Annotated in this window: 10 protein-coding genes; 8 read left to right on the top strand and 2 right to left on the bottom strand. The window is 70.8% G+C overall.

The features are described from left to right. Positions 1–3: 3 nt before the first annotated feature. A complete protein-coding gene (locus D7X74_RS33095; RefSeq protein WP_120537000.1) occupies positions 4–1,080 on the top strand; it encodes a dipeptide epimerase in 1,077 nt (358 codons plus the stop codon). Positions 1,081–1,084: 4 nt separating this feature from the next. Here D7X74_RS33095 and D7X74_RS33090 read toward each other — a convergent pair whose 3' ends face one another. Next, on the bottom strand, positions 1,085–2,272 hold the full coding sequence (locus tag D7X74_RS33090; protein WP_120536999.1) for a S41 family peptidase: 1,188 nt from the start codon (positions 2,270–2,272) through the stop codon (positions 1,085–1,087). Positions 2,273–2,393: 121 nt separating this feature from the next. Here D7X74_RS33090 and D7X74_RS33085 point away from each other — a divergent pair, with 121 nt between their 5' ends. Next, the gene (locus D7X74_RS33085; RefSeq protein WP_120536998.1) at positions 2,394–3,023 is read left to right on the top strand and encodes a response regulator transcription factor; all 630 of its coding nucleotides are present in this window, start codon (positions 2,394–2,396) and stop codon (positions 3,021–3,023) included. A 15-nt stretch (positions 3,024–3,038) separates the two neighbouring features. Here the strand turns inward: D7X74_RS33085 and D7X74_RS33080 are convergent, their stop codons facing one another. Next, positions 3,039–4,319 (bottom strand): hypothetical protein, encoded by a 1,281-nt coding sequence (locus tag D7X74_RS33080; RefSeq protein WP_120536997.1) that lies wholly within the window; start codon positions 4,317–4,319, stop codon positions 3,039–3,041. An 80-nt stretch (positions 4,320–4,399) separates the two neighbouring features. Here D7X74_RS33080 and D7X74_RS33075 point away from each other — a divergent pair, with 80 nt between their 5' ends. The 6 genes from D7X74_RS33075 to D7X74_RS33050 all read left to right on the top strand — a co-directional run bounded on the left by D7X74_RS33075 (position 4,400) and on the right by D7X74_RS33050 (position 11,406). Next, positions 4,400–5,935, top strand: coding sequence for a MoxR family ATPase (locus D7X74_RS33075; RefSeq protein ID WP_120536996.1), 1,536 nt, complete (start codon positions 4,400–4,402; stop codon positions 5,933–5,935). Next, complete coding sequence (locus D7X74_RS33070; RefSeq protein ID WP_199732935.1) at positions 5,932–6,762, top strand: hypothetical protein; 831 nt, start codon at positions 5,932–5,934, stop codon at positions 6,760–6,762. Before D7X74_RS33075 ends, D7X74_RS33070 begins: the two co-directional genes overlap by 4 nt. Then, the gene (locus D7X74_RS33065; protein WP_120536994.1) at positions 6,759–8,438 is read left to right on the top strand and encodes a M48 family metalloprotease; all 1,680 of its coding nucleotides are present in this window, start codon (positions 6,759–6,761) and stop codon (positions 8,436–8,438) included. The genes D7X74_RS33070 and D7X74_RS33065 overlap by 4 nt, the downstream gene beginning before the upstream one ends. Beyond that, complete coding sequence (locus D7X74_RS33060; RefSeq protein WP_120536993.1) at positions 8,438–9,001, top strand: hypothetical protein; 564 nt, start codon at positions 8,438–8,440, stop codon at positions 8,999–9,001. Before D7X74_RS33065 ends, D7X74_RS33060 begins: the two co-directional genes overlap by 1 nt. After that, on the top strand, positions 8,998–10,302 hold the full coding sequence (locus D7X74_RS33055) for a phenylacetate--CoA ligase family protein (RefSeq protein ID WP_120536992.1): 1,305 nt from the start codon (positions 8,998–9,000) through the stop codon (positions 10,300–10,302). Before D7X74_RS33060 ends, D7X74_RS33055 begins: the two co-directional genes overlap by 4 nt. Before the next feature lie 90 nt (positions 10,303–10,392). Then, a complete protein-coding gene (locus D7X74_RS33050; protein ID WP_120537001.1) occupies positions 10,393–11,406 on the top strand; it encodes an aldo/keto reductase in 1,014 nt (337 codons plus the stop codon). The last annotated feature ends 91 nt before the right edge of the window (positions 11,407–11,497 follow it).

Genomic DNA, 11,497 nt, shown 5'->3' with positions numbered 1-11,497 from the left:
CCCATGCGCCCCACCCTCGTCACGCAGGCCTCCTTCGAACCGCTGCACCTGCCCCTCACGGAGCCCTTCGCCATCGCGACGGGCGCACAGCACGCGGCGGAGAACGTGCTCGTGCGCGTCACGCTCGCGGACGGCACCGTGGGCCTGGGCGAGGCGGCCCCCTTCACCGCCGTGAGCGGGGAGACGCAGGGCAGCACCCTGACCGCGCTGGAGTCGGTGCGGGGGTTGCTGCTTGGGCGCGACGCCCAGGCGTGGCGGCCGGCGTCGGAGGCGCTGGCGGACGCGCTCGCGCTGGCCCCTTCCGCGCGGTGTGGCGTGGAGATGGCGCTCCTGGACGCGCTGGCCCGGCACCACCGCCTGCCGCTGCATGTCTTCTTCGGCGGGGCGGGCACCGCGCTGGACATCGACATGACGGTCACGGCCGGGGACGTGGCGCACGCGGTGGCGTCCACGCGGGCCATCCTGGGGCGGGGCATCGACACGTTGAAGGTGAAGGTCGGCGCGTTGGATCCGGACGCGGACGCGGCGCGGCTCGTCGCCATCCACCAGGAGGCCCCCAGGGCGCGGCTCTTCGCGGACGCGAACGGCGGCTACGACGTGGCGGAGGCGCTGGCGTTCCTCAAGGAGCTGGAGCGGGCGGACGTGCCGCTGTCGCTGTTCGAACAGCCCGTGCCCGCCTCCGACTTCGCGGGGCTCGCGGAGGTGACGCGCCGCTCGAAGGTGCCGGTGTGCGCGGATGAGTCCGCGCGGTCCGCGAAGGACGTGCTGCGGCTCATCCGCGAGGGCGCCTGCCACGCCATCAACATCAAGACGATGAAGTGCGGGATGGTGGAGGCGATGACGATGTGGAGCCTCGCGCGCGCCGCGGGGCTGGAGCTGATGGTGGGCGGCATGGTGGAGAGCGTGCTCGCAATGAGCGCGTCCGCGCATCTGGCGGCGGGCCTGGGCGGCTTCACCTACGCGGACCTGGACACGCCGCTGTTCATCGCGAGCCACCCGTTCCAGGGCGGTGCGCACTACGCGGGCTCACGGCTGACGCTGGATGCGGACGCGCCGGGCCACGGCGTCACGCTGCGCTGAAGCGTCAGCCCTTCACCAACGACGCGGCCACGTCGAGCGCGCGCGCCTTCTGCGGATCCACGCCCACCGCGTACGGCAGCGCGTCTGGAACTTCCACATCCACCGGCACGCCCACCCCCTCCAGGCGCTCGCCGTCCACCGTCCCGTCCATCACCGCGAGGTAGAGCAGGTCGCCGTTGGACAGCTTCTGCGGTCCGCCCGCCATCACCGCGCCCGCGGTGCGCTGCCCCACGAGCGTCGCCAGCCGGTGGCGCTTCAGCGCGAAGGCCACCACCTCCTTGCCGCTGCGCGAGTTGCCGTTGACGAGCAGCACCACCGGCTTGTGCCAGGCCATCGACAGGGTCTGCGTCTTGCCGTCGCGGCCGGTACTCACCATCGTGGGCACCTGGGGGTTGAAGAGGTTGACGAAGGCCGGGCTGCATCCGCCCCAGCCGTCGCGGAAGTCGACGACCAGCGCCTCCGCGTCCGCGAAGGCGTCCTGCAGCGTCTCCTCCAACAACTGCTGGTGGTCCTCGCCCGCGCACGAGTAGAGGTGCTGGTACGCGACCCGGCGGCCCTGGTGTTCGACGACGCGCGAGCTGGCCTTCTGGTACGCGAGCCACTCCTTGCGCGGGTCCATGCTCCTGGGCGTGACGGTGAGCGACAGGGGCTCCGCGCCCTTCGTGCGCTCCACGGTGAGCCGCGTGGCCCTGCCGGCCCGGTTGGCGAAGGCGCGCCAGGGATGGAAGGGCTGGCCTTCCACGGTGAGCAGCCGGTCACCGCGCAAGAGGCCCGCCTTCGCGGCGGGGCCTTCCACGAAGACATGGCGGACGAAGAAGCCGTCGGGGGTCTCCATCACGTCCGCGCCGATGCCGGTGGCCTCCACCTTCTTCGGCTTCAGGAAGCCCTGGAAGATGGAGGACACGGCCGCGTGGCCCGGGGACTGCTTCGGGTAGTAGGTCGTGTGGGAGACCTTCAGCTCCGCGAGCGCCGCGTTCGTGCGCCGGGCGAAGTCCTCCGCGTCCTTCACGTCGGCGGCGTAGCCCTGGTGCGCGTCCGCCCAGGCGGCGCCCTTCTGCGCGTCGTGGAAGCGCGTGCGCACCAGGGCCACCACTTCATCACCCAGCTTCGTGTAGGGCCCTGGCGCCGCGTGGACGCTGGCCGACATCAGCAGCCCCGCAACCGCCAGCCACCGCGCCGTCTGGACCGCCATGTGCCGCCTCCCGTGAGGACTTCACGATTCTTCACAGGCGCGGCCCCCAGAGGGAAGCAAAGGGCTTCCGGCGCTGTGCGGGGTGGCGAACGCGGCGGGGGCGGTTAGGGATGAGGGGCCCATGTTGGATGCACCCCCTTCATCGCAGCGGCTCGCCCTCGTCTCGGAGGACCCCCTGGCCCGGGGTGCGCTCGCACGGGCCTTGAGCGACCAGGGGGAGGGTTGGACGGTGGTGGCCTCCGGCACGCAGGTGGAGCTGGAGACGGCGCGGGGCGGACCGCCCGACGTGGTGCTCTGGGACACGGGCCTGCGGCTGACGGAGGGCGCGGCGCCGGACCTGGGCGCGCCGGTGCTGGCGCTGGTGGCGGATGAAGCGGCGGGAGAGCTGGCGCTGGGCGCGGGGGCACGCGGGCTGCTGTTCCGCGACGTGGCGCCCGAAATGCTCGTGGCCGCGCTGCATGCCGTGGCGCGCGGGCTCACGGTGTTCGAACCCGGGCTGTCGCAGGTCCGCGCCGCGCCACGAAACACGGCCCCGACAGGTGCACCGGCGCACGACACGCTGACGCCGCGCGAGCGCGAGGTGCTGGGGTTGTTGGCGGAGGGTCTGTCGAACAAGGCCATCGCGGACCGGCTCGTTATCAGCGAGCACACGGCCAAGTTCCACGTCAACGCGGTGCTGGCCAAGCTGGGCGTGCAGCGACGCACGGAGGCCGTGGTACGTGCCGCGAGGCTGGGGCTCGTGACGCTCTGAGGCGAGGCGCACGCCTCAGGGTTCGACGAGCCTGCCCAGGTGCTCCCACTCATGGGCCACGCTTTCCTTCATCCATTCCCGGAAGAGGGACGGCAGCGGCCATCGGGTGATCAGGATCTGGTTGGAGGCGGTACGGATCGCCTCTCCCTGCCTCAGCTCCGAAGCCGCCAGGGCGCGCTGCGCCTCGTCTCCCATCAGCTCGGCCCCCTGCTCCATGAGCCGGAACCCCAGCTGGTGCTCCAGCAGCGTGGGCCCGGAGGCGACGCGTCCGCCCAGCGTCCACACCGACCGGCCCAGCCGCATCCGCTCCTCGGCGGAGAGCCGGTCCTTCGTCACGTCCACCCGCTTGAGGAGCCAGAACGGCGCGGCCGTGTGGATCGACATCACGGCGGCCATGAAGGGGCCGGCGCCGGGATGGGTGACCCCCGAGGCCCTCAACCGTCGCTCCGCGTCCGCGTAGAGCTGGGACATCGGCGTGCCGGTGTACAGCGGCAGGGAAGCAAGGCGCTCCAGCGCCGCCATCTCCTCCTGCGTGAGGGGCGCCTCCAGGGAGGTGTCCACCAACAGCAGCATCAACGGCAGCTCGGACTCGCGCGTTTCGACGGCGGCGAGCGGTGCCAGTCGCTTTCGCAGCACCTGTCGCGCCCGGGCCCGGACCTCTGGCGGCCGGTCTTCACGGGGCTGGAAGTACTCCAGGGCGGAAAACATCAGCCCCCGGTCCTGCAACTCAGAGAGGTGGTCGGCGAGCCATCGCTCCTGGTCCTCGGTGCCGCCGTCCGCCAGCATGGCGACGAAGCGCTCCTCCGCGGACCGCGTGTTCTCCCAGACCGTGGGGGAGAGCGGCAACGTCCGCGGGGTGAGGTTCGTCGCCAGTCCCTCCTTTTCGAGGTCGGGGGCCCCCGCGTCCACCCACGCCCGCCGCATCGACTCGCTCCACCCGGGCACCGGCGTCCGGCGACGCTCTTCGAGGAGCTCCTGGAGGATGTGCGTCTCCGGTTGCCGGGGGGCCACGGCGTCCAGGCGCGCCACGGTCCGGGTCGCGGCCTCCAGGTCTCCCTGCTCCAGGAACAGGCAGGCCTGGACCACCAGCGCCGCCGGGTTGCCGGGGGCATCCTCCAACACATCGGAGATCCGCTTCTGCGCACCTGGCAGGTCGTCCACCCAGACCCGCTCCACGGCTTCGGAGATTCGCGCCTCGGTGCGCGCCTCCGAGTCGAACGGCGACCACGGCAGGGACGCGCAGGACAGCTGCACCACGAGGGTCGACAGGGACAGGGCACGCCAGAGGGCCTTCATCGCCCCAGCCTACTGGAGGACCGGGCAGCCTCCATCCACTCCCCCACCCCCTCGCCCACGGGCTAGAGTCCGCCTCCTCCATGGCCAACCAGGATTGGGTTTCGCGCCTGCTCACCGGACGCGCATCGGCGGACAAGGGCCTCAGTGTCCACCTGTCCGAGCGCGACGGCGGCAGCCTCCACGACAAGATGCGGCAGGCGTACTGGTGGATCACCAACAACGCCGTCATCTGCCCCTACTACGACATCGAGTTCGGCGGCACCGCCGCGCTGAAGAACGCCGCCGGGGATGAGCTGCACCTGCCGGAGGACATGAGCTACAGCTCCTTCGTCCTCATCCCGCTGCTCACGCTCTTCACCTGCCGCCGCGCCCTGCTCGTGGGTGGCCCTGGCCGGGGCAAGACGACCAGCGCCATCCTCATGGCGCTCTTGTCCGGCATGGGCCGCGAGGACGTGCACCGGGGCATCCAGCGTGGACATCCGCAGCTGTCCATCGCGGACCTGCTGGGCGCGCCCCTGCCGTCGGACATGCTCAAGGCGGAGGACCTGTCCGCTGTCAAGGTGAGCTGGCGCAAGTGGATCAGCCAGCGCGTGAAGATCATCGACGAGTACAACCGCATCCCCACGAAGACCCAGTCCGCCCTGCTGTCGCTCCTGGGCGAGGGCTACGCGGAGATGATGGACCAGTACGTCTACACCGGCCGCTCGTCCTGGTTCCTCACCGCCAACGACGACCAGGGCGGCGGCACCTTCCAGGTCATCGAAGCGCTCAAGGACCGCATCGACGTCGTGGTGCGCGCGGTGCCCTTCAACTCGGGCTTCGTGGACACGCTGCTCCAGCGCATCGAGTCCGACAAGTCCCCGGAGGAGCTGCTCCCGAAGGACATCGTCTTCACGCCGGGCGAGCTGGAGAAGGCCTACAACTCCATCCTCGCGGTGGAGGTGCCCAGGGACGCGCTGGAGCGCGTGGCCTTCTTCCTGGGGCAGCTCGACTTCTGCCGCATGGCGTCCCCGCGCTTCGAGTTCAAGCACAAGGACACGCTGAAGCTCGCCGGCCAGACGGTGTCCGCGGTGTGCAACGAGCAGTGCCCCCTGGACAAGAAGGTGCACCTCTGCACGCAGACGGAGAACGGCACCAGCGTGCGCGCGTACCAGACCATCCTGCACTTCGCGAAGGCGCTCGCGTTCTTCCGGGGCCACCGCGCGGTGGAGCTGGAGGACTTCCGGCAGATCATCCCCTGGGTGTTGCACGAGAAGCTCACCCCCAACGCGCGCAGCCCCTTCTTCGAGGGCAAGGGCAACAAGCTGCTGCTCCAGGACCGCGTGGCGTGGATCCGCAACATGTTCGACATGGCCATGGCCCGCTACGGCACGCACGCGCCGCTGCGCCAGAAGGTCGTCCAGCTGCGCACCGAACTGGACCTGGGCCTGTCCGGCGTGGACCTGCGCACCACCGAGAAGCGCCTGTCCGCCGTCACCGTGCTGATGAACGAGCTGATGTCCCGCCACGAGCTGTCCGGCCCGGTGTACGAGGACATCATCCACTTGAAGTCCCTCTACAGCCGCTACCGCAACTACGCGACGTGGCTGAAGGAAAACCCGGGCGGTCAGCCATGAGCGAGTTCGTCGACTCCGTGGAGAAGGAAGCGCGCTCGCGCTTCGTGCGCTGGGACCGCGCGCTGTGGACGGGCTTCCTCCAGGGCCCGGTGGCGCGCATGGGCCAGGCGCTGGCGGCCTCCGGTCAGGACGCGGCGCAGGGCGAGGAGCTCCTCCGCAACTACCTGCGCCTGGGCGCCGAGGGCATCGGCCTGGGCTACCTGTACCCGACGTCCGCCGGGCGGCAGAACTTCTTCACGCTCGCATGGTCGGAGCTGGTGCCGCGCCTGTTGCCCCGGCTGCCCGTGGAACGTCAGGCCGCGGCGCTCGCGCGGATGTGGAACCTGAGCGAGAACCTGGAGTCCGCGCCGCCGTGGGTGCAGCGCCTGTTCTGCCGCGTGGGCGCGAACCTGCCTTCGCTGGACGACATCGAGGGCCACCTGCACGCCATCGCCAACGAGGCGATGGAGCCTCCTCCCGAAGCGCTGGGCGACACGTCCACCGCCCTGTGGGTGGACCTGTCGCAGGAGGACAGCCGCTTCATGCCGGGCGAGGTGCACTTCCTCGCGCCCACCGTGGTGTGCGTGCACGACCGGCACCGCGCCACCGCCGCGGGCGGACGCGACGCGGCCACCCAGGGTGTATGGCTTTCGAAGAAGCCCATGCTCCTGGGCCCCATGGGCTGCAATGAGCGGCTGGAGCCCACGCGCATGACCGTCAAGGCCATCACGTCGCTGTCACAGCGCGACCCGCGCGCGGGCGACTGGTACAGCACCCTGAGCAACGAATGGCGCGCGGTGGCCACGATGCACACGTCCCAGTGGCTGGCGGTCATCCTGCCGGTATGACCCGGCGCGCGGCCTTCACCCCGGAGGAGGTGGAGCGGTGCTGGCGCGACGCGCTGGCGCTGTGGGACGTGCGCGTGCAACTGAGCCCGCCCGAGCCGCACCGCCCCTTCCGCCCCGACCCGGACGCGAAGGACGAACCGCTCGCGTACATCGACATGGTGCGCCGGCAGGTGTTCGTCCACTTCGAATTGCTGGACCGCATGGGCGCGCGCGACAGCCTCACCGCCGTGCTGGCGCATGAAATCGGGCACCACGTCCGCTTCCCGCACACGCTGGGGTGGGACGCGGAGCTGCGCGTGCTGGAGCAGCGGCTGTTGCCCGGCCTGGGCCAGTCGCTCACCAACCTGTTCTTCGACCTCCAGGTGAACGAGTTCGTGGGGCGCACCCACGCGGAGGCGCTGTGCGAGGTGTACCGGGGCTTCCTCCGCGCGCCCGACAAGGGACAGGACCCTGCTGGAGGCACGACCCCGCTGTTCTGCTTCTACCTGGCCCTCTACGAGGAGCTGTGGCGCAAGGAGCCCGGCGACCTCGTGCCCAGGGGGCGCCTGGAGAAGCTGGAGCAGGACTACCCGGGCTTCCGCAGCCAGGCGCGCCTGTTCGTGCAGACGTTCTACGCGCTGCCGGATCCGCGTCTGCAATTCCTCTACTTCTGCGCCGCGTTCATCCGCTACATCGACGAGCCCGGCAAGACGCGCTTCCGCATCCCGCTCGCCGGGGACGTCCCCGAGCCGGACGAGAGCGACCTGGACGCGGCGGTGCAGGCCGGCGGCCGGTGGGAGGACGCGCTGGCGGAGGCCCGGGAGCAGGGCTGGCTGGACGCGACGCACGACACGAAGGACGCGGATCCGCTCACCACCATCAGCCGCGTGACGAACCACCTGCCCGGCAAGGGCGGCGGGAAGCTGCGGCGGGCCCTGGTCGCGCGGCACTACCGGCGGCTGGTGGACCGGCACATCCTGAAGCTGCCGTCCTCGCCGGCGAAGCCGGAGCCGTACCTGCGCACGACGCCGGAGGCGTGGGAGTACGGCGATGATCCGTCCACCATCGACTGGACGCTCACGGTGGTGACGCAGGGGCACCTGGCCGCCATCTCTCCCCTGCGCCGCGAGCTGGAGGCGGACCTGCCCCCTCCGTCGGACCTGGGCGTGCCGGCGGTGGAGCTGTACCTGGACACCAGCGGCTCCATGCCCAACCCCGAGCACCAGCTCAATTCAATGACGCTGGCGGCGCAGGTGCTGGCGGCGTCCGCGCTGCGCAAGGGCGCCAAGGTGCGCGGCATCGTGTACTCGGACAGCCAGCCCTTCGTCTCCCCGTGGATGTATGACGAGGAGACGGCGCGCGACTTCCTCTTGCACTACATCGGCGGGGGGACGTGGTTCCCGGTGGAGGAGATGGTGAAGTTCTCCGAGGAGCGGCCGGATGTGCTGCGGGTCATCATCTCCGACAGCGACTTCCTGGCGAACATGCAGGTGGAGGGCGCGAAGGAGCGCCTGGCCCGAGCGGTGAAGAAGTCGCGCCGGGTGGTGGCCTTCCTCGCGGTGCCGGAAGAGCAGCGCGCCCGGCAGGTGCTGGCGCCGGTGCTCGCGGACAAGCGCTTCCGGCTGGCGACGGTGCAATGGATGTCTGACTTCGGTCCCGCCGCCGCGGCGCTGGCCGATGCCTTGTTGGAGAAATGATGGCGTTCTCGCTCGCGCACCTTCGTGACCAACTGGCGGCCTCGCCCATCGTGTCGCCGTATCCGCACGACCTGGCGGTGGCCATCATCTGCGACACCTTCCGTCAGGGCAGTCAGAAGCCGCCCTCCCAGTCCGAGTGGGACAAGCTGGAGAAGTGGGTGAAGAACCCGCTGTTCCGCGAACAGGTGGGGATGCTCGCGCACGTGCTGGTGGTGTCGGACCTGCGCAAGAAGACGGTGCTCTACCTCACCGCGGACCGCACGCCACTGGCGCGCCTCCAGCAGTTCTTCGAGGAGGTGAACCCGCTGACGGCGGAGATGATTCGCTCCAATGCCTTTCGTCAGGAGGAGTTCCTGCGCAAGTGGTGCTCCGCGCTGGGCGCGGACATCGAGGGTGAGACGGAGCGGGAGTCGAAGGAACGCCTGAAGACGCTGGACTACCGGCAGGCCGTCACGGACCTGCGCAAGGTGGAGGAGGCGCGCAAGCAGGAGGCGGAGCGGCGCGCGAAGATGTTGCAGGAGGCCCAGCAGAAGGACGCCGAGGCCCGGGGCTGGCGCGAGTGACGTTGGCAGTGGCCCCCCGCGCGCGGATCCGCCGCGATGCCCACACCCAGCGGCCCCACCTGCCGTGGGCGCTGGACGTGGCGGCGGGGCTTGCGCGCGGCGCCTCCACGGCGGACGAGGCCGTGGCCCGCGCGGAGCTGGAGTCGCGCCTGGGGTGGCTGCGGAGCGCGCTCCAGGGTTCGCCCTACTACGTGCGCGTGCTGAAGGAGGCGGGGCTGCACCCGGGCGACCTCCAGCGGCTGGAGGACCTGCGGCACTTCCCGGCGTTGGATCGCGCGACGCTCGCGCGCCACTGGGAGGACGTGCCCACGCTGCCCGCCGCGTCCGACGAGTGCGTGGTGGTGAAGAGCTCCGGCACCACGGGCGACCCGGTGAACGTGCTGAGAGACAGACGCGACTGCCTGTTGATGTGGGCCGTGCTGCGCTTCTTCACCGAGCACACGGGCACGGTGCCGCCGCCGCGTCCGCGCGTGGTGTTGCTGGACGCGCTGCCGGGAGGGTTGGAGTACTCGGTGCGGCTGCCGCTCTTCCACGACGGCGCCCTGCACCGCGTCTCCGTGCTGCGCGACGACGCGGTGGCCCGGTTGCAGCGGGTGCGCGCGGCCGTCGTCTTCTCCGATCCGGAAGGGCTGCGCTGGCTGCTGGCCCACCCGGAGGTGCCCGCCCCCCGGCTGGTGCTCACCTCCGCGCAGCACCTGCCTCGGGCGCTGCGCGACGCGTGGGAGCACGGGCGGGGCGTGCCGGTCCTCAACTACTACGCCGCCACGGAGACGGGGCCGCTCGCCTGGGAGTGCCGCGAGGACGCGAACCCGGGCCGCTTCCACGTGCTCACGCCGGACGTCTGGCTGGAGCCCGACGGGGACGACGTGGTGGTGACGCGGCTGCGGCCTGGCGTGCTGCCGCTGTTGCGCTACCGGCCCGGCGACACCGGCACCGTGCGAAGGGACCCCTGTGCCTGCGGCTTCCACGGCTGGACGCTGACGGGCTTCGGCGGACGCGGGGCCTGCGTGTTCCACACACCGACGGGACGCGCGGTGGATGCGTGGTCCCTGGCGTGGGTGTTCAAGCACCACCCGCTGCGCGCCTTCCGGCTGACGCAGGTGTCGCTGGAGCGCTTCACGTTGGAGCTGGCGGGCGCGCCCGCCGACAACGTGGGCCCGCTGCGTGAGCGGCTGACGGCGGCGCTGCGCAACCTGGGCTGGTCCGCGCCCGTCGTGGACATGGAAGCGCGGGGAGCGGACGCACTGCCGCCGTCCGCCAAGCCGCTCCCCTTTCGCAGCGAGCTGCCACCTCCAGGGTGAGCCGTCCCGTCGCATGGTCGTTTACCCTGGACTCCCGCGCGCCGCATGAAGACCCTTCAAGAAGGGAACTCGCCGTGGAGGATGCAAGGCATGGAGACTCGGAAGCTGGGCAGGCAGGGCCTCACCGTCTCGGCGCTGGGCCTGGGCTGCATGGGCATGTCGGAGTTCTACGCGGGCCGTGACGACGCGGAGTCGGAAGCCACCTTGCTCCACGCGGTGGACCAGGGCATCACCTTCTTCGACACCGCCGACGCCTACGGCCCGGGACGCAACGAGGAGCTGGTGGGCCGGGTGCTCCGTCCCCACCGCGCGAAGCTCATCCTCGCCACCAAGTTCGGCCTGGTCCGCGACCCCAACAACCCGCAGGCCCGGGGCATCAACGGCCGGCCCGAGTACGTGAAGCAGGCGTGCGAAGCGAGCCTCCAGCGCCTGGGAATGGACGTCATCGACCTGTACTACCTGCACCGCGTGGATCCGAAGACGCCCATCGAGGACACGGTGGGCGCGATGGCGGAGCTGGTGAAGGCCGGCAAGGTTCGCTTCCTCGGCCTGTCGGAGGTCAACGCGGACACGCTGCGCCGCGCGTGCGCCGTGCATCCCATCACCGCGCTCCAGTCGGAGTACTCGCTGTGGAGCAGGGATCCGGAGGACGGCGTGCTCCAGGCGTGCCGTGAGCTGGGCGTGGGCTTCGTGCCCTACAGCCCGCTGGGCCGGGGGTTCCTCACCGGGCAGCTCAAGCGCTTCGAGGACCTGGCGGAGGACGACTACCGCCGCCACTCGCCGCGCTTCCAGGGAGAGAACTTCCAGCGCAACCTGAAGCTGGTGGAGCACATCGACCGGCTCGCGCGGCAGAAGCAGTGCACGCCCGCGCAACTGGCGCTCGCGTGGGTGTTGTCGCGCGGGCAGGACGTGGTGCCCATCCCCGGCACCAAGCGCCGCAAGTACCTGGATGACAACCTGGGGGCACTGGAGGTGAAGCTCACGCCGCAGGACCTGGAGGACATCGAAACCATCGCGCCGCCGGGGGTGGCTGCAGGAGAGCGCTACCCCGCCTCCATGCAGGGCCTGACGCAGTCCAACACTGGAAATCGCGCCGAAAGGTAGTCCGAGCCGCGCCCATGTCCGTCCCAGCTCCCTCGATGTCCGCGGTCCGGGTCCCAGTCCCTCCTCCGGAGGCGCCCCCTCCCCCGAATCC

This window comes from Corallococcus sp. CA047B, assembly GCF_003612065.1.
Taxonomy (GTDB): Bacteria; Myxococcota; Myxococcia; order Myxococcales; family Myxococcaceae; genus Corallococcus; species Corallococcus praedator.
The sequence above is the reverse complement of the archived record's forward strand: the minus strand, read 5'-3'. Positions and strand labels throughout refer to the sequence as shown.

Bases quoted from the DNA above. Each gene is read 5' to 3' on its own strand.
- D7X74_RS33095 (WP_120537000.1), top strand. From the start codon at position 4: ATGCGCCCCACCCTCGTCACGCAGGCCTCCTTCGAACCGCTGCACCTG.
- D7X74_RS33090 (WP_120536999.1), bottom strand. From the start codon at position 2,272: ATGGCGGTCCAGACGGCGCGGTGGCTGGCGGTTGCGGGGCTGCTGATG.
- D7X74_RS33085 (WP_120536998.1), top strand. From the start codon at position 2,394: ATGTTGGATGCACCCCCTTCATCGCAGCGGCTCGCCCTCGTCTCGGAG.
- D7X74_RS33080 (WP_120536997.1), bottom strand. From the start codon at position 4,319: ATGAAGGCCCTCTGGCGTGCCCTGTCCCTGTCGACCCTCGTGGTGCAG.
- D7X74_RS33075 (WP_120536996.1), top strand. From the start codon at position 4,400: ATGGCCAACCAGGATTGGGTTTCGCGCCTGCTCACCGGACGCGCATCG.
- D7X74_RS33070 (WP_199732935.1), top strand. From the start codon at position 5,932: ATGAGCGAGTTCGTCGACTCCGTGGAGAAGGAAGCGCGCTCGCGCTTC.
- D7X74_RS33065 (WP_120536994.1), top strand. From the start codon at position 6,759: ATGACCCGGCGCGCGGCCTTCACCCCGGAGGAGGTGGAGCGGTGCTGG.
- D7X74_RS33060 (WP_120536993.1), top strand. From the start codon at position 8,438: ATGGCGTTCTCGCTCGCGCACCTTCGTGACCAACTGGCGGCCTCGCCC.
- D7X74_RS33050 (WP_120537001.1), top strand. From the start codon at position 10,393: ATGGAGACTCGGAAGCTGGGCAGGCAGGGCCTCACCGTCTCGGCGCTG.